General features: G+C 32.7%; 19 protein-coding genes. 10 read left to right on the plus strand and 9 right to left on the minus strand.

Annotated features, from left to right (window positions below; all coding sequences use genetic code 11):
* Positions 1-34 precede the first annotated feature (34 nt).
* The 7 genes from recJ to Q4548_RS09680 form a co-directional block, all read right to left on the minus strand.
* Positions 35-1753, minus strand: a complete 1719-nt coding sequence (gene recJ, locus Q4548_RS09650) for a single-stranded-DNA-specific exonuclease RecJ (RefSeq protein WP_303454253.1) — start codon at positions 1751-1753, stop codon at positions 35-37.
* A 232-nt stretch (positions 1754-1985) separates the two neighbouring features.
* Positions 1986-3362 carry a CotH kinase family protein gene (locus Q4548_RS09655; RefSeq protein ID WP_303454255.1) on the minus strand — a complete coding sequence of 459 codons (1377 nt, stop codon included), beginning with the start codon at positions 3360-3362 and terminating at the stop codon, positions 1986-1988.
* A gap of 6 nt (positions 3363-3368) precedes the next feature.
* Positions 3369-4049, minus strand: a complete 681-nt coding sequence (locus Q4548_RS09660) for a DUF2490 domain-containing protein (RefSeq protein ID WP_303454257.1) — start codon at positions 4047-4049, stop codon at positions 3369-3371.
* A 4-nt stretch (positions 4050-4053) separates the two neighbouring features.
* Positions 4054-4653, minus strand: a complete 600-nt coding sequence (locus tag Q4548_RS09665; RefSeq protein WP_303454259.1) for a DUF4956 domain-containing protein — start codon at positions 4651-4653, stop codon at positions 4054-4056.
* A gap of 245 nt (positions 4654-4898) precedes the next feature.
* Positions 4899-5543 (minus strand): O-methyltransferase, encoded by a 645-nt coding sequence (locus tag Q4548_RS09670; protein WP_303454445.1) that lies wholly within the window; start codon positions 5541-5543, stop codon positions 4899-4901.
* A 2-nt stretch (positions 5544-5545) separates the two neighbouring features.
* The gene (locus Q4548_RS09675) at positions 5546-5812 is read right to left on the minus strand and encodes a hypothetical protein (RefSeq protein ID WP_303454262.1); all 267 of its coding nucleotides are present in this window, start codon (positions 5810-5812) and stop codon (positions 5546-5548) included.
* A 7-nt stretch (positions 5813-5819) separates the two neighbouring features.
* The gene (locus Q4548_RS09680; RefSeq protein WP_303454264.1) at positions 5820-6392 is read right to left on the minus strand and encodes a sigma-70 family RNA polymerase sigma factor; all 573 of its coding nucleotides are present in this window, start codon (positions 6390-6392) and stop codon (positions 5820-5822) included.
* A gap of 193 nt (positions 6393-6585) precedes the next feature.
* Between Q4548_RS09680 and Q4548_RS09685 the strand changes: the two genes are divergently transcribed.
* From Q4548_RS09685 to Q4548_RS09720, 8 genes are all read left to right on the plus strand, one after another.
* On the plus strand, positions 6586-6876 hold the full coding sequence (locus tag Q4548_RS09685) for a hypothetical protein (RefSeq protein ID WP_303454267.1): 291 nt from the start codon (positions 6586-6588) through the stop codon (positions 6874-6876).
* A gap of 111 nt (positions 6877-6987) precedes the next feature.
* The gene (locus tag Q4548_RS09690; RefSeq protein ID WP_303454269.1) at positions 6988-7494 is read left to right on the plus strand and encodes a ferritin; all 507 of its coding nucleotides are present in this window, start codon (positions 6988-6990) and stop codon (positions 7492-7494) included.
* Between the two features lie 139 nt (positions 7495-7633).
* Positions 7634-8452, plus strand: coding sequence for a 3-methyl-2-oxobutanoate hydroxymethyltransferase (gene panB / locus Q4548_RS09695; protein ID WP_303454271.1), 819 nt, complete (start codon positions 7634-7636; stop codon positions 8450-8452).
* 23 nt (positions 8453-8475) lie between these two features.
* Positions 8476-9417: a 2-hydroxyacid dehydrogenase gene (locus Q4548_RS09700; RefSeq protein WP_303454274.1), complete on the plus strand. Its 942-nt coding sequence runs from the start codon at positions 8476-8478 to the stop codon at positions 9415-9417.
* Between the two features lie 40 nt (positions 9418-9457).
* On the plus strand, positions 9458-10234 hold the full coding sequence (gene epsC / locus Q4548_RS09705) for a serine O-acetyltransferase EpsC (RefSeq protein ID WP_303454277.1): 777 nt from the start codon (positions 9458-9460) through the stop codon (positions 10232-10234).
* Position 10235: 1 nt separating this feature from the next.
* Entirely contained in the window at positions 10236-11120 is an 885-nt protein-coding gene (gene cysM / locus Q4548_RS09710; protein WP_303454279.1) for a cysteine synthase CysM, read from the plus strand.
* A gap of 10 nt (positions 11121-11130) precedes the next feature.
* The gene (locus tag Q4548_RS09715) at positions 11131-11934 is read left to right on the plus strand and encodes a hypothetical protein (protein WP_303454282.1); all 804 of its coding nucleotides are present in this window, start codon (positions 11131-11133) and stop codon (positions 11932-11934) included.
* A gap of 18 nt (positions 11935-11952) precedes the next feature.
* Positions 11953-12837 carry a cation diffusion facilitator family transporter gene (locus Q4548_RS09720; RefSeq protein ID WP_303454286.1) on the plus strand — a complete coding sequence of 295 codons (885 nt, stop codon included), beginning with the start codon at positions 11953-11955 and terminating at the stop codon, positions 12835-12837.
* A gap of 24 nt (positions 12838-12861) precedes the next feature.
* Here Q4548_RS09720 and Q4548_RS09725 read toward each other — a convergent pair whose 3' ends face one another.
* Positions 12862-15225, minus strand: coding sequence for a penicillin acylase family protein (locus Q4548_RS09725; RefSeq protein ID WP_303454289.1), 2364 nt, complete (start codon positions 15223-15225; stop codon positions 12862-12864).
* A gap of 102 nt (positions 15226-15327) precedes the next feature.
* Here Q4548_RS09725 and Q4548_RS09730 point away from each other — a divergent pair, with 102 nt between their 5' ends.
* Positions 15328-16452, plus strand: coding sequence for a DegT/DnrJ/EryC1/StrS aminotransferase family protein (locus tag Q4548_RS09730; protein ID WP_303454292.1), 1125 nt, complete (start codon positions 15328-15330; stop codon positions 16450-16452).
* Between the two features lie 11 nt (positions 16453-16463).
* Positions 16464-17477 carry a UDP-glucose 4-epimerase GalE gene (gene galE, locus Q4548_RS09735; RefSeq protein WP_303454295.1) on the plus strand — a complete coding sequence of 338 codons (1014 nt, stop codon included), beginning with the start codon at positions 16464-16466 and terminating at the stop codon, positions 17475-17477.
* An 88-nt stretch (positions 17478-17565) separates the two neighbouring features.
* On the opposite strand, the gene Q4548_RS09740 is transcribed toward galE, so the two are convergent.
* Positions 17566-18807 (minus strand): hypothetical protein, encoded by a 1242-nt coding sequence (locus tag Q4548_RS09740; protein WP_303454296.1) that lies wholly within the window; start codon positions 18805-18807, stop codon positions 17566-17568.

Consider the following 18807-nt stretch of genomic DNA (forward strand, 5'->3'; position numbering starts at 1 on the left):
ATTCATCATCTAAAATAACAGTGAACATCCAATATTATTGATTCGTTTTGAGATCCTTCAACATCAATTGTAGAGATGTATATCCATTCCAGTTATTTTCTTCTAAAGTGAATGTAGCTTCAAATGTTTCGGCATTTTGGAGCTGTTCTAACTTGTCTCCCATTCCAAAACCAATAGCATTGTAGGTTTTATCATCGGCTCCATAAACAATGTTCAAACGCAAATGTTCTGGCAAATCTCCTTCCTTCTCTACCTTTCCTATTCGCTTTCCGTAACCATTATCTCTTAATGCAGTTGCTTTAAAAACAGGTTTCATGTTTGCAGGACCAAAAGGAGCAAATTGTGATAAAATTCTATAAAACTTAGAGTTTAAATCTATCAAATCAACTTCAGCATCTATAACTATTTCAGGAGTTTTTAATTTTTCTGGCAAGGTTTCTTTTACTACTTTTTCAAAAGCCGCTTTAAACGCTTGGTAATTTTCTGGTAATAAAGTCAACCCAGCTGCGTATTTATGACCTCCAAATTGTTCTATGTGTTCAGAGCAAGCCTCTAGAGCATTGTACACATCAAATCCTTTTACAGAACGAGCCGATGCCGCTAATTTATTTCCACTTTTGGTAAATACTAGCGTAGGTTTGTAATAGGTTTCTATGAGTCTTGAAGCCACAATACCAATAACACCTTTATGCCAAGTTTCGCAAAAAACAACATTCGTGCTGTTTTGCTCTTCCTTATTTTCTCTAATTTGTTGTAAAGCTTCATCCGTTATTTTTTTATCCAATTCTTTTCTATCTGCATTGTATTGATCTATTTCTCTAGCATACTTTTTTGCCAAATTAAAATCTTGCTCTGTCATTAACTCTACTGCATGAATCCCTTGTTTCATTCTACCCGCTGCATTAATTCTTGGTGCAATGATAAAAACCACATCTGTAATTGTCAACTCTTCTTTCTGAACTTGTTCTAAAATAGCCTTGATACCTGGTCTTGGATTGGAATTTATCACTTTTAATCCGTGATAAGCTAAAATTCTATTTTCTCCGTCCATAGGAACAATATCTGCAGCAATGCTGATAGCCAAAATATCTAAATAGGGAATCAACTCTGAAAAGGGCTGTTCTTGAATTTGAGCAATGGCTTGAATTAATTTAAACCCTACTCCACAGCCTGATAATTCATCGTAAGGATAATGGCAATCTTCTTGTTTAGGATCCAATACTGCAACAGCATTGGGAACGGTTGCACCTGGCCTGTGGTGATCGCAAATAATAAAATCGATGTTTTTTTCTTTGGCATACGCTACTTTGTCAATGGCTTTAATACCACAGTCCAAAGCGATAATTAGAGTGATATTATTGTCATCTGCAAAATCAATTCCTTGATATGAAATTCCATAACCCTCTGCATACCTATCAGGAATATAGGTAACCACATTGGAATACAAACTCAATAAATAAGTAGACATTAAAGCTACCGCTGTGGTTCCATCTACATCATAATCGCCATAAACCATGATATTTTCATCATTTTCAATCGCCTGAAAAATACGGTTTACAGCTTCTTCCATCCCTTTCATTAAAAAAGGATTGTGTAGTTCTTCTAAGTTGGGTCTAAAAAAGCTTTTGGCTTTTTCAAAAGTATCCACACCTCTCTGTACTAATAATTGAGATAATACTGCATCTACTCCTAAAGAGGTTGCTAAAGAATTAACAATTTTTGTATTTGGTGTAGGTTTTAAAATCCAACGCATAGCTTTTTCATGTAATTTAAAGAAAAAAAACAAACTTAAGAGAAAACTGTGCAACTGGGTAACATAAATAAAAGATTATTTTATGCTCTTATATTTTTAAAAAGTTCTAAAATCTTGTTACGAAAACACAAAAACCTTTGATTTTTTCATAAAAACTACATGTCGCTTCTCTAAAAAAATCAAAGGTTTTGTGTTTAATTCTAAAGTAATAATTTACTTCCGTATTGTTTATCTAATCTCCTAGATATGAATTTACCACCGAATTTCTTGTTGGACAAAAATCCTTAAGTTCTTCAACTTCATTTGTAAATCCACTTGTTCCTCCACTTAAACTTGTGTATCTAGAACTTTCTGTGGTCGCTTTAGCATAAATCAAACTATAAAAAGTATTGTAAATAGTATTCATATCAGCTGGGACATAATAATTATCATTAAAATCTTTTAAATACGTTTTGTAATCTTCTTTATAAGAATCTACATCTATCAAATAAGAGATCAAAGGCCAACTAGAACTCACCTCATTCATCCCTAAAGACACTGCACTTCTATCTCCTTGACCACTACCAAAAGCTTCGTTATTGTCCCAAACAATCCACTTGATCAAACCATCTGCTGGATCGTGGTATAGATAATAGTTATGACTCATATTTGCATAAGTATCCCAGTTTTGAATGGTATTGTTTACTGCTAAGTATTTTAAGAATCCTTGAACATCAAAAACACTTTCTAAATTACTTTTCCAAGTTTCTTCATCTGAAGTTCTTAAAGAGGAATGCAACACATCATATAATTCTTGAATATCAGACCAATCACCTTCATCTTCGTTTGTTTTTTTCTCAAAGTCATTTAACGTAAACCCACTAGATGCAAACTGAGCCCCATCACCATCGGGCTTGTAACAATTTCCTGTTTCACTACCGAATACCGAATTCAACATGGTATCAAAAACCACCTCGTCCATGGTGTATAAGCCATAATAAACAGGTGTTCCTGTTCCCTGATCTACATACACTTCATAAAACGCTGTTTTTACTGCCGGTACTCCAAAACTTCTAAACAAATCTGTTGCTGTTTTTTCTCTCATAAAAGAATTATCACTATAATTACTACTTAGAGACAAATCTTTGAATCCATAAAATCGTTGATTTTTAATTTCAGGATAATCATCTTCAAACTTATCAAACTTTAATCGTAAAGGTAATTTTCCATTTCCACTATTATAAGCGGAGTACAAACTTGAATTACCTTTATATCTAAGACCTACTTCATACCATTGAATTCCGTTAAAATAAAAATCACACGCAACATAATCTGGAGTTTCATCAGTAAAATCATTTCCCCTGTTTTGCGAAGCCAAGGATGCTAAATTAGATCGCATGCTAGAATACTCTGCAGAAGTTAAAACAATGTCTATCCTATTCACTTGGTCTTGAGGAAAAACAACAGAATAGTCAATTCCCAATTCATCTGTATGCGTTTCTGAACTCCAATCTGTCAATCCTTCTCCTTGCTCTACAATTACTTCTTCTATGTAAATAGTTTCTCTACACGAAACCATTACTAATGCTGTAATTGCAAAAATGATTGTATTTATATTTTTTATGTTCATAAAAATTTATTTTAAGTTATATGTATATTTTACACCTATAATATTGGTTGTTTGTGGATAAGTGGTGTTTAACTCTTTATCATATCTATAAAAAACACCTATTTTTGCAGATTTATGAACTTTAAAAGAAGTTCCTAACGTTAATCTATACCCCTCTAACTGTTTGTCTGAATCTGATCCTACAGAACGGAACAATTCTCCCGACAGCTCTGGATCTAGTTTCCATTTTTTAATATTGTAGTCTAGACCTGCTTTGAATCGGACATATTTTTTTGCAACATCATCCACACTCAATTCATTTTTACTTTGGTAACGAACTCTGTATTTAAAGTCAAAATTGTTTAGCTTGTGTTTGTATGTTCCGTCTAATTGATACCTAAAGTGATTTTCATACCCTTGTACATTTCCCGTATTGTCATTTTTCTTGATGTAACGGATAGCACCTGCTAACTCAAAATGTTTAAATGGAGAGTATTCTAAATCTACTTGACCAAAATATTGATTCACCTCTGAGCTATTGTTCTCTAGCCTCAATTGTCCTTGCAAAGCCATAGCCCATTTTTTATTGATCTTGTATTTTAAATTTAAACTTGACCAAGTTTCTAAATCTCTAACCACGATGGTTTCTTGTCCATAACTCCATGTAGAAACAAATAGGACCATTGCTAAAAAAAGTATTTTCTTCATTATTTTATTTATTTTCATAGTAAATTATCATGTTTGCACGCTTTCTTCTAAAATCAACTTCTTCAATTTTTATTTTTTCTATATCAAAACCCGTTTTATTTTTTAGATCTTCTTTTAAAATTTTATCGTTTTCTGGCTTTAAGTTTTCTATAACATCGTAAATAATTTTTCTAGATACCTGATGTTTCAAACTCCAAAATTTTTCAGTTAGTGATAGCACAAGAATGATTAATAAGTTTGCAGAAAACACTTCTATATAACTCATTTTTTTATTGGCTAAAGAGTTGATAACAGAAACTCCAATCACAACAAATAGATATGTCATTTCTTTGATTTCAATAGAATTTGTTCGATACCTTATAATTCCAAAAATGGCAAACAACCCTAATGCCATCCCTAAGTCTAACTCAAACTTTTTAAGAGTAAAGCATAAAAAGAAAACAATTACACTGATCATGTAATATGTAAAAAAGAACTCTTTATTTCTTGCATTTTTATAATACAAGCACCTTATGATAATTGTTAAAAAACCAGTATTGATACAAAACCTAAAAAGCATTTTGTAAAAATCATCATCAAAAATTGGGATTCCGTATATTTCCATTAAAAATTATTTTATTAGTTGTATTATCGTACACAACTCATTTCTAATATGAAACAAACAACTTATAAAACACCCTACTAAAACTTTACGATAAATTAACTTTAATTTTACGATAAAACCACAAAACACTATAATACAGACTAGTAAACCTCAAAAAAAATAAATTATTTAATGTATTAAACCAACAAGCCCCTCTACTGTACAGTAGAGGGGCTTGTTGGTTTAATATTATTTTATTTGAAATTCTATCCTATGACTCTAGTTATTGTCAACCCATCTCTAATGGGCAATAAAACCGTTTCTACACGAGGATCTTCGTTTATTTTTTTATTGTAAGCATCAATAGCATTGGTATCTACATCTTTAGGGTCTATTTCTTGAACTACTTTTCCACTCCACAAAACATTGTCTGATAAAATGACTCCTCCTGGATTCATTTTTTCAATAATCAAATCAAAATAATTGGCATAATTAGCTTTGTCTGCATCCACAAAAACCAAATCAAATTTTTCATCAATGTTTGGAATTATATCCATAGCGTTTCCTACATGCTGAGAAATTTGATCTCCATAACCAGATAAATTAAAGTATTTTCGTTGTAAATCGTACAGTTCTTCATTTTTATCAATAGTGTGCAAAACACCACTTGGTTGCAAACCTTCACACATACACAATGCAGAGTATCCTGTATATGTACCTATTTCTAAAATAGTTTTAGGCTGAATTAATTTTGCTATTATAGACAAAATTCTACCTTGATATGCACCACTTAACATTCTTGGATTGAGAACTGTTTGCCAAGTTTCTGTATTTAAGTCTTGTAAAATTTTAGGTTCTAATTGAGAATGTGCAACTGCATATTCATCAATTGTATTGGGTAAAAAATGCATTTTTAATCTTCTTTTTCCAATTGCTTTATTTTCTCTTTCCACAATGCCTTGTCTTGTTCAGAAAGACAACACTTGTGTTTCTCTTGGTATTTTTTTGCCAAAGCACAAACACTAGACAACTCAGAATTCTGCTTGCTAAACCTCCTACATACTTTGCACATTGCAAAGTGTAATTTTACTTTTATTTTGTCTATTAAAGTTGCTTCTCCGTACTGCGATTTTGTACAAATCGTAGTTGCCTCTTCACATGTAATTTTCATTTTTCCCATGGCCCTCTTACTTTTTAAACCAATTATCTTCCATACATTTTCTCAACTGAGTTCTAGCCCTATGGATAATAACCCAAAGGTTAGACGCTGTAATATCTAACTCATTACAAATATCCTCTGTTTCAAAGCCTTGTATGGTTTTCATTTCAAATACCATTCTGTATTTTTCGGGTAATTTATCAATGCATGATTTTAGCGTTTCAGCCAACTCATCAGATTCTATATCTGCATCTGCACCACCACTCCACTCTTGCGGAATTCGTTCTTCTATCCAATCTCCTTCTCTTTCTCCATCTTGGTAAAAATTCATACGAACTTCTGCCTTCCCTTTATTAGAATTTATTTTTCTATAATGATCAATTATTTTTCTTTTTAAAATTGAAATCAACCAAGTTCTTTCACTTGCTTTTCCTTCAAAATTTTTCATAGATTTTAGTCCTGCAAAAAAAGTTTCTTGCACCAAATCTTTTGCTTTTTCAGCATCATTCACCCTTGTAATGGTATAATTAAAAAGATAGTCTGCATAAGCGTCTATCCAATTATCGGGGTTTAAGGTATGTACTTTGGTTTCTTCTAACATATTCCAGTAGAGGTTTTACTCGGATAAAGATATGACTTTTTATGGACTAAAACGTAGAGCTCTTTTCTGATCTGACACTAGATTTTACAATGCTTTTGAATTCAATTTTATTTTTATGTAAAAAATTCGTTCTTATTAATCTTATTTATTCTAAATAAGAAGTATATTTGCCACACATTTTTATTTTACCGCTTTGACAAATATTTGTGACATAAATTTAGACGTTCAATTAAAAAGACATACTTTTTGTCGTTTTGAATTGCTTTTCTTTGATAGAAAAATACAATTGAATTTTCCTCAATTGTTACAACTTAGAGCACAAGTAATGAATCTGACAAATCCAAAAAATCTGACAGAAATCATTGATAACGAAAATTTTGCACTCCTTTTTGTTGCAGATAAAAAACATTTATTATTTGTTGAAATTCCAAATTTACTTTTATTAAAAGAAGAATTAGAATTCTTCTTTTCAATGTCTGCTTAAGCATAGACCATTAATTTAGACTGTTTACGAATCACTGACAATGTTGTTTTTAACTTTTTTATAACAGACCTATCTTATAACTTTGTGTACATAATTTAAAAAGAAATATGTATGAACACCGCTATAAGAACCCAAATGTCAATCCACACAGAAGTAATGGATTTGTTGAACAATCAGATTGCTATGGAAATGCATGCATCTGCATCGTATTTGGCAATGGCTTCATGGTGTGATCAACGTGAATTGCTTAATAGCAAAGCTTTATTTTACGAGCAAGCAGAAGAGGAAAGAGAACATGCAATGAAAATTTTTAAATTTATAAACGACAATGGTGGGTCTGCAATTTCTCCAACAGTTGTAAACGTAAATAATGAATTTGAGAGTTTATTAGCTATCTACGAAAAATCTTTAGAGCAAGAAATAGCCGTTTCTGATTCTATTAAAAAAATATTTAAAAAAGCAAGAACTGAAAATGATTTCGTTACAGAAATTATGTTGCAATGGTTTATTACTGAACAAGCCGAAGAAGAAGACAAATTTAGAAGTATAATTGATCTTTTTGACTTGATGGAAGGAATGCCTCTAAAAATGATTGACGAAAGAATTTCTAAGGATTAATTTTTTAAAATAATCTTATTCAAAAAACACACTTTGATTGTATTTCAAAGTGTGTTTTTTGTTCAATATCAAATAGAATTCTTTATTTCTAATAAATAAACAGTAGTTTTACACCCGATATTTTTAGATCAAATTAACTATGTCTACAGCAAAAAAACAATACAAAAGAGTTACTACAAATTCCTTAATTGAAATGAAAAGCAACGGAGAAAAAATCTCTATGCTTACAGCTTATGATTATACCATGGCTAAAATTATTGACAATGCCGGAATAGATGTTTTATTGGTTGGAGACTCTGCCTCTAACGTAATGGCAGGTCATGAAACTACTTTGCCTATCACCTTAGACCAAATGATTTACCACGCTAGCTCAGTGGTTAGAGCTTCTACCAGAAGCTTAATTGTGGTGGACATTCCTTTTGGTAGTTATCAATCTGACTCTAAAGAAGCTTTACGTTCTGCTATTAGAATTATGAAAGAATCTGGAGCTCATGCTGTTAAAGTTGAAGGAGGTATCGAAATTGAAAACGCTTTATCTAGAATTATTCAAGCGGGAATTCCTGTTATGGGCCATTTAGGATTGACACCTCAATCTATTTATCAATTTGGTACGTATACCGTTCGTGCTAAAGAAGAAGCTGAAGCTGAAAAACTATTAGCAGATGCCAAATTGTTAGAAGCCAAAGGATGTTTTGCTTTAGTTTTAGAAAAAATTCCAGCAAAGTTAGCTCAAAAAGTAGCAGAGAGTTTAACCATTCCTGTAATAGGTATTGGAGCGGGTCCGAATGTGGATGGTCAAGTATTGGTAGTACATGATATGTTAGGAATGACTCATGAATTCCACCCTCGTTTTTTACGTAGATATGCCAATTTATACGATGAAATGAGCAATGCTTTTACGCAATACAACACCGATGTAAAAGCCAAAGACTTTCCTAACGAAAAAGAACAATATTAATTAGTTATTAGACTTTAACTAAAATGAAAATACTTCACATAGATACTAACCATCCAGTATTGATGGAAGATTTGTCTTTATTTGGATGTAAAAATCACGAAGATTATACATCGTCCAAAACGGAAATAGAAGCTAAAATTGCTGACTATGATGGAATCGTAATCCGTAGTCGTTTTAAAATTGACAAAACTTTTCTAGATGCTGCCAAAAACTTAAAGTTTATTGCTCGTGTAGGTGCTGGCTTAGAAAGTATTGATTGTAATTATGCCGAAAGTAAAGGAATTTATTTGATTGCCGCTCCCGAAGGAAACAGAAATGCCGTTGGAGAACATGCTTTGGGAATGATTTTAAGTTTGTTTAACAACTTAAAACAAGCAGACTTACAAATACGACAAGGTCAATGGTTGCGAGAAGCCAATAGAGGTTTGGAATTGGAAGGTAAAACAGTAGGACTTATTGGGTACGGAAACATGGGAAAAGCCTTTGCTAAAAAGCTAAAAGGTTTTGATTGTAATGTAATATGTTACGACTTAAAAGCCAATGTAGGTGATGAAAATTGTATTCAAGTAAGCCTAGAAGAATTGCAAAAGAGAACCGATGTTTTAAGTTTGCATACACCACACAACGAGCAATCTTTTAAAATGATTGACGTAGATTTCATCAACAACTTTCAAAAACCTTTTTACCTCATCAATACAGCAAGGGGAACAGCAGTAGTTACAGATGATTTGGTTAAAGCTATGCAAACTAAAAAAGTTCTAGGAGCTTGTTTGGACGTGTTGGAATACGAAAAACTATCTTTTGAAAATCTTTTTGAGAACAACCAATTACCCACTGCTTTTCAATATTTAATAACTGCTGAGAATGTTTTGTTATCTCCTCATATTGCAGGTTGGACGGTGGAATCTAAGTACAAATTGGCAAAAACAATCACTCAAAAGATACAGCAACATTTTTTTAAATAAAAGATTGTAATGTTTACTTTTATGCTTAGACAATATTAGCATGAAAGAAATAATAAAACAATTACAAGACATCAAACAAAAGACAGATCTTAACTACAGTGTAAAAACAAGTGTAGAAGATTTTACTCAAAAAATATTTGGTGTATTATTTGACGACACGATTGATTTAGAACAGGGTTTCAAGGAATTAGAAGTGCTTTTTAAAAATGCTGCAAAAATATCATGCTTATCCACAAAAGAAGTTTGCAACAAAGCTTGGCTTATTTTTTCTGGAAAACTACCTTCTATTTTAGAAGATCTAAACAAAGATGCTTCTTATTTTATGGAGTCTGATCCTGCCGCTAGAAGAATAGAAGAAATTTATTTTGCTTATCCAGGATTTTACGCCATTTCTATTCATAGATTAAGTCACGAAATTTACAACCTAAAACTGTATTTGTTTGCTCGTTTGATGAGCGAATATGCACACAGTCAAACAGGAACAGACATCCACCCTGGAGCCACCATTCATGCACCTGTTTTTATAGATCACGCAACAGGAATTGTAATTGGTGAAACGTGTATTATAGAGCCTAAAGTAAAAATTTACCAAGGAGTCACTTTAGGAGCTTTGAGTGTTACTAAAGATAAGCAAGATAAAAAAAGACATCCTACCGTAAAATCTAATGTTTGCATTTATGCAAATGCTACCATTTTAGGAGGAGAAACTATTGTAGGAGAAAATTCAATTATTGGAGGAAATGTATGGGTTACCAAATCAATTCCTGAAAATTCGGTAGTGTACAACACTATTGAATCCCACGTAAAAACAAGATAAAATGTATCATAAATTATTAGAATATATAGGAAATACTCCTTTGGTAGAAAGCACTCATTTGGTAAACAATCCAAACGTAAAGTTGTTGTTAAAACTAGAAGGAAACAATCCCGGAGGAAGTGTAAAAGATCGTGCTGCTTATAGCATGATCAAAGGAGCATTGGACAGAGGAGAAATTAAAGACGAGGACAAACTAATTGAAGCAACAAGCGGAAATACAGGAATTGCTCTAGCTATGATTGCTCAATTGCTAAACATTGACATTGAATTGGTATTGCCAGAAAATTCTACCGTAGAACGAGTACAAACCATGAGAGCTTACGGGGCTAAAGTAACTTTGACTCCTGCAGCTACAGGAATTTTAGGTTCTAGAGATTATGCAGATGAAAAAGTGGCTCAAGGTGGCTACATCATGCTAAATCAGTTTGCAAACGACGACAACTGGAAAGCTCACTACAACACTACAGGTCCCGAAATATGGAGAGATTCCGAGGGAAAAATTACTCATTTTGTTTCTGCTATGGGAACTACAGGAACGATTATGGGAACCTCAACCTATTTAAAAGAACAAAATCCAAACATACAGATTGTAGGTGCACATCCTAGTGATGGTTCTCAAATTCCAGGAATCAGAAAATGGCCTGAAGAGTATTTACCTAAAATTTTTGACAAGTCTAAAGTAGACACTATTATGGAAGTTTCGGAAACAGACGCAAGAATCATGACCAAGCGTTTGGCTAATGAAGAAGGTATTTTTGCTGGTATGAGTTCTGGAGGCTCTGTTGCAACCGCAGTAAAATTGGCAAATGAATTAGAAAGTGGTGTAATTGTTGCAATTATTTGCGACAGAGGAGATAGGTATTTATCATCCGACTTATTCGATTAACAAAACTATTATGAAAATTACATCTTATTTTATTGTATCTACTATTTGTGTAGCTACATTGTTTACTGCTTGTAAAGAAGCACCCAAACAAGAAAAAAAACCAGAAATCACCAAGGTAAAAGACACTAGTATTCCACAAATTGATGCCATTCAGAATGCGCATCATAAAGATCATTTTTTATCCAAAGAAGCTATTCAATTTGACATAGCTATTGCTTTTGGTGGAAATGAAATTCTAAAAGGAAACATGACACTTACCACAGATTCATCTAAAGGATTGATTGCTTTGGAAGATGGAAGTAAAATATACACACTAAACAACAAAGTATATTATACTCCAAATATTAAAAATGAAAAAAGAGTTCGTTTTAACGCATACACTTGGTCTTATTTCTTTTTGCTGCCTTATAAACTTTCTGACCAAGGAACCCAATGGGATGAATTTGAAAAAACAACCTTAAATGGAGAAGAAAAAAACAGCCAACGTTTGACATTTGCTTCAGGTACAGGTGATGCTCCTGATGATTGGTATTACATTTATTCAGATCCTAAAACCAATTTGACATCAGCCGCTGCTTATATTGTAACTTTAGGAAAAACCAAAGAAGCTGCAGAAGCAGATCCACATGCAATAAAATACAGCAACTACCAATCTGTTGACGGAATTCCATTTGCTACTAATTGGACGTATTGGGGATGGAACAAAACAGAAGGGCTGACCAAACAAATTGGGGAAGCTACTTTAAGCAATATTCATTTTATAAATAACACTAACGATTTGTTTGTACCTCCAGCAGATTTTATTGAAAAATAGACTTTAAAGACAGCTCATATGTCTCACAACCACCACCATCACACAAATAGTAAAAATATTAGATTTGTTTTTTTTCTAAATCTAACTTTTACCATTTTTGAGATTGTTGGTGGTTTTTATGTTAATAGCATTGCCATTATCTCAGATGCCATTCATGATTTAGGTGATAGTATTTCTTTAGGATTTTCATGGTATTTACAAGAAAAATCCTCCAAACCAGCTACTAAAAAATTTAGTTACGGATACAAAAGGCTCTCCTTATTGGGAGCACTCATCAACAGTGTTGTATTGCTTGTGGGCTCTACATTTGTGGTTTATAATGCTATTAACCGAATTATGATTCCTCAATATTCCGATGCCAAAGGAATGTTCTTTTTTGCTTTGTTTGGAGTTCTTGTAAATGGTTATGCAGCATGGAAAATTAGCCATGGAAAAACGATGAATGAGAAAGTGTTGTCTTGGCATTTGATGGAGGATGTTTTAGGATGGTTGGCCGTACTTATTGTTTCTATTGTACTGCAGTTTGTAAACACTCCTTACCTAGACCCTGCCTTATCTTTGTTGATTACTGCTTATATCTTATGGAATATCGTCAAAAGACTTAAAGAAACTTTAGAATTGTTTTTACAAGCAAATCCTAAAGATATTGACATCAAAAATATTGAGGAACAGTTGTTAAAAATTCATCAAATAACATCTCTTCATCACACACATGTTTGGTCTTTGGACGGAGAACATCATGTGTTTAGCACACATGTTAAACTTCATAAAATAGACGATTTAAATGATGTGCTACTCCTTAAAAAAAACATCAAACAATGTTTAAAAACGTATCCTTTTGATCACGTTACCATAGAAACAGAACTAGAAAACGAACCTTGCCACTTTGAAAAAAACGAGTAAACTTAGTTCTTCTTTACGTTTTCATCAATCTTGAAACCTTACTCTATTTTCACTTTTTTTAATTTCAGTTTCATTTATCAACATTTTATGATATGTTCCTTTTAAATAATCTTCAGTTTGATTTTTGTAATACGGGCTCATAAAGTTTCCAGACTGTCCGGTTGGTAAAATAGCATAGGAATTTTCTATATCAGAAAAATCTACAATTCTGCGTGTAGAGGGTCCCGCATTCACTTTGTAAACTCCGGTATCTGTATAATCAAACATCAAATTATTAACGGTTTCATTTCCTCCAACAGCTTCAAGAGACCCTACATTAAATAATTTTCTAAGCAAATCCATTTTTGCCAAAGCATGTTCATGTGTTACTTGGTGTACTTTTTTCCATTGCCAATCTTCTACATTTTCTCCTAACTGAGTTTTCAATTCCCCAACTGATTCTTGAAAAGATTTCATCACTATGTCTTTAAACGTTTCTTTCTGAGGAGTTGTTACATCGTCCCACCAAATTGAATTTGGCAAATGCACATATTTATTCAATGTTCTTTTAGACAAATTGGTCAACACAAAATCATCAAAAAACAAAGGTTCCAACTCATCTAAAAAAGTATGTTTTATCAATCTAGACGTAAACTTATAATAAATTGTAGGCCCTACATTTTCTAGTCCATGATTTCCTTTCCATTGAATTAATTTTTCCAGAACGGTCAATTCATACGGTGACAATTTTTCCAAATCAACTCCTTTTAACAAAGCCACCACATTGCTCACTGCTGTTTTATTGGTGTGACTATTGGTCAAACTTTGTACATCGTTTACAGATAATTTGTCTTTGGCTTCAATTCCAGTTTTGATAGCTGTGGCTCTATCTCTAGGCAAATAATATCCTTGATACAACTCTCCATTTACGGCTTCTGGTTGCGTGTTAGAAGTAAGTACATAACCTTTGGAAGGATTGATTGCTTTTGGATTTTTATCAAAAGACAACCATTCTTTTTTTACTTGTGTGCTATCCATTCCATTCAAAACATACTTGGTATTTATTTTGTTCTGAAACTTGTACAACTGCGCTACAGACCACAAAGCAATGTTGTTTTGCGCATCTCCATAAACATAATTCAACCCAGGTGCTGTCAACCCTTTCAATTCTTTTTCAAAGCTAATAATATTTTTTGCGTGGTTCAATCCATAAGAAGTCTGCACCACTGTGCTTGGTTTTTCGTTGTATACCCATTGTACAGCAATAGGTTGCATACTGTCTAATGTTTTTTGTTGCTGATTGAAAACCGTTCCTAAAATTGTTTTTTTAACACTTATTTTTTTAGACTCTTCTCCTTTTATATGAATGTATTTTGTGATGTACTGGTAAGAATGTACCCCAGAACTAGTAATGTATTTTGAACTGTCTGAAGGATGGTTTTTAAAACTGTGAAAATTGATATCATCATTTTCAAACATAGTAATTCCAAACGCAAAATCTCTGTTATGTGCCAACAATGGAAAAGGCATCAAACCAAGGTAAAAACCATAATTCTCATAATTGGGTGTTTTTATATGAGCCTGATACCACACACAAGGTTGAGAAAATCCAATATGAGGATCGTTTTCAAACAATACATTTCCTGTTGTTGTTTTTTCTGGTCCCAACACATAACCATTGCTTCCAATAAATTGAGGAAATGGTAATTTTTTTAACACCTTAGCTATTTGCGTAATTGCCTGAACCTCTTCTCTATAATTCTCTTGATAAAATGTATGTTCATCAGCCTCAATAGCCAAATCATTCAAATATGCTGTTCCCAACTTATTTTTGATGTGGCTTAACAATGGATCTGTTTTAAAAGCATGAGCAAAACTAAATGCCATGTAAGCAGTTACGTAATAAATATCTTTAATCTGATACTCTTCTTTTTCAATTCCCAACAAAGTAAATTCAATTGGTGTTGTTCCTTCTTTTACAAACGTATTGATTCCTTGCAAATAAGCCTCTGTTAGTTTTTTCACTTTTGGATTTTTATCCAGAGCTAAAACTTGTTTGTCTACAGTTTCATCAATTCCCAAATGCGCAAAAAATTCATCTACCGCAATTAAATCTTTTCCTAAAATCTCAGACAATCTACTAGAAGCAATTCTTCTTAACAGTTCCATTTGCCACAAACGTTCTTGCGCATGTACATAGCCCAAAGCTTTCATCGCATCTGTTTCTGATTCTGAAAATATATGAGGTACTCCAATACTATCAAAATAAACCTCTGTATTCTGAATTCCTTGAACATGAATAGTACCTTGATACGTAGGTTTTAAATGTTCAAAATACAAATAAATTGCTAGTGTTATCAATACTAAAAGAGACAGAAGAGTGAATGCTATTCTTTTAAACCATTTCATTTTTTCAAGCTTTTTTTACTATGTTAAATATAAAGAATCCTTTTCCTTGATATAGGAATAGTTCCCATATTTTTGTTTATTTGTAACTCAATCTATCCTTAGATGAACAAATTGCAAATGGTTGACTTGAAAAGTCAATACCTAGATATAAAAAAAGAAATTGATGCTTCTATCCAAGAGGTTATTGGCAATTCTACTTTTATCAACGGGCCACAAGTAGCTTCTTTTAAAAATAATTTAGCACAGTATTTAAACGTTCAGCACGTAATTCCTTGTGCAAACGGAACCGATGCTTTGCAAATTGCTTTGATGGCTTTAAACTTGGCTCCTGGTGATGAAGTGATTACTGTTGATTTTACTTTTGCTGCTACCGTAGAAGTTATTAAACTATTACAATTAACACCTGTTTTGGTTGATGTAGAAGCAGATACTTTTAACCTAAGTTTTGCTGCTCTTAAAAAAGCCATCACTCCTAAAACCAAAGCTATTGTACCAGTTCATTTGTTTGGACAATGTGCGCACATGGAAGCTATTTTAGACATTGCCAAGCAATACAATTTATACGTGATTGAAGATACAGCGCAAGCACTCGGTGCCACCTATACTTTTATTGATGGAACTGTAAAAAAAGCTGGAACCATGGGAACTATTGGAACTACTTCTTTTTTCCCTTCTAAAAATTTGGGTTGTTACGGAGATGGTGGGGCTATTTTCACGAATGATGATGCTTTGGCACATGCTTTAAAAGGAATCACCAATCACGGAATGTATCAAAAATATTATTACGATGTGGTAGGTGTTAATTCTAGATTAGACAGTATTCAGGCTGCAATATTAGACATCAAACTTCCCTATTTGGACAGTTATAACAAAGCAAGACAGTCTGCAGCACAATTTTACAACAACGCTTTTAAAGGTTGTAAACACATTTTAACACCTGTAACTTCAGAGTTTTCAACACATGTATTTCACCAATATACATTGAGAATTACCAACGGAAAAAGAGACAAGTTGCATGCTTATTTAAAAGAAAACAATATTCCCAATGCTATTTATTATCCTGTAGCATTGCACAGTCAAAAAGCATACAAAACTGAAAACGTTATAGAAGAAAATTTTACCAATACCAATACGTTGATAGAACAAGTTATATCTTTACCAATGCATACTGCTTTGGAAACAGCACAATTAGAGTTGATCACCAAAATGATTCTTAATTATAAATAATATTTTTTAACATGGCTAAGCAAATACTAGTTACTGGAGGTTTAGGATTTATCGGATCTCACACCGTAGTAGAATTACAAAATGCAGGATTTGATGTAGTTGTTATTGATGATTTATCAAATACAACTATCAAAGTTTTAGATCAAATTACTGAGATTACTGGTACAAAACCAGCATTTGAACAAATCGATTTACGTATCAAACAAGATGTAAAAACATTCTTTGACAAATACCAAATTGATGGAATTATTCACTTTGCTGCTTTTAAAGCTGTGGGTGAAAGCATGAGCAAACCTCTTGACTATTACGAAAACAACTTAGGTGCTTTGGTTTACCTTTTACAAGAAATGAGAGATAGAAAATTAGACAACTTTATTTTCTCTTCTTCATGCACTGTATACGGACAAGCTGATGAGTTGCCTATTACCGAAAACGCTCCTGTAAAAAAAGCAGAATCTGTTTACGGAAATACAAAACAAATTGGTGAAGAAATTATTGAAGATGCTTCAAAAGCACACGGAATCAATGCAATTGCTTTGCGTTATTTCAATCCAGTAGGAGCACATCCTTCTGTAAAGATTGGAGAGTTGCCGTTAGGAGTTCCTCAAAACTTAATTCCTTTCATTACACAAACTGCTGCTGGAATTAGAGCTGAATTGTCTGTATTTGGTGACGATTATCCTACAACTGACGGAACAGCTGTAAGAGATTACATTCACGTTGTAGATTTGGCAAAAGCACACATTGCTGCCTTGAACCGTTTGATTGAAAAAAACAACAAAGCTGCTTACGAATTTTTTAATGTGGGAACAGGAACAGGAAGTTCTGTACTAGAAGTAATCAACGCGTTTGAAACGGCTAATGGAGTTAAATTGAACTACAAAATTGTAGATCGTAGAGCTGGAGATATTACAGCTGCTTATGCAGACACTACTATTGCCAACAAAGAATTGAACTGGAAAACAGAATTAGGGCTGCAAGAGGCTTTAAAATCTGCTTGGGAATGGCAATTGAAACAAAAATAATTGTTTTCTTTTAACATCATAAAAAAACCCTTTCTAACAATATTAGAAAGGGTTTTACTTTTTAGCAACTCATTTTTTGAGAGGTCATTTATAGAATCTTAGCTTTTTTAAACCAACTTCCATTAAAACTTAAGTTGATTGATATCTTGTGGTAATTTTCTTGAATCAAGTTGTGATTTACAGTTCCTTCTGTACCATATGAGTATGAAAAATTAAAACTGTCTTTACCTGTTCTGCTAATAGGAAATCCTAATCCTACAGAAACAAAACGACTTTCTATTTGTTCGTTAGAAACGTTTAACATTCCTGTATTGTAATTCACCCCAAACCTATATTTTAACAATCTAAAAAAGCTTGCATTTTTATTCTCTTTAACATATTCTAATCCAAAAGCATAAATACTTTGATCTGTATAACGTCCGTCATTTAATTTTTGGTCTGTATTGTTCCAAAATACTCTTTTATAATCAAGATTGGTGGTGAATTTTCTAAAAGCAGAACTAACCCCTACTCCAATAGACAATGGAAGTTCAAAATCATTCAAAGTTGTTGCTGTATTTTCTTCAATTTCTATTTGACCGCCAAGACTTGTTGTTTTGTAAGACGATCTATTTTGATCTCCACTAAGTACTGTTGGTAATTCTATGGTAGCTCCTAATGTAGTTCTATTCTTATCACTTTGAAAAACATCGTACTGAACACCTGTTGTCAACTTTAATCCATTGTAATGGTTTTGGTCATAAATATCTACTATATAGCTAGAAATCACCTGAGTTTCTTGAATCAAAGTTCCAAACAAAACTGCAAAATCAACTCCAACAGAAAGTCTTTTATTTATTTTATACCCACTAGATACAAAAAATTTATTAAGACCTCCACTACCTACATAACTTGTAGTATATGTTGCAGGATATCCTTCTACATTACCTTCTACATCTATTTCATAACCTGTGGTTGTATAAGGTAAAATTCCTAAGCTTACCCCCCATCCACGTGCTACTGGAAATGCAAATGCTAAGTGAGAAACATTTCCTTTGGTTGTTGACTGGTTAGTATCATTATTTTTTAAAACAGAATACAATCCATTCAATCCAAAATCTTGCAAAAAAGATTCAGGCATAATATTTCCTAAATTGGCAGGGTTGAAAAGGTTGATTTCATTATAGGTTCTTTGCGCAACTCCTGAATTACCCATACCAACTAAACCTCCTGTCGCTATCTGATTTTCTATTCCTAATCCAAATAAAGAATAAGGTGAGTTTATATTGTTTTGAGCAGACAAAATTTGAATTGCCCCTAAAAAAAAGAAGATTGAAATTTTTTTCAACAT

It is taken from the genome of Wenyingzhuangia sp. 2_MG-2023, from assembly GCF_030548295.1.
Lineage (GTDB): Bacteria > Bacteroidota > Bacteroidia > Flavobacteriales > Flavobacteriaceae > Wenyingzhuangia.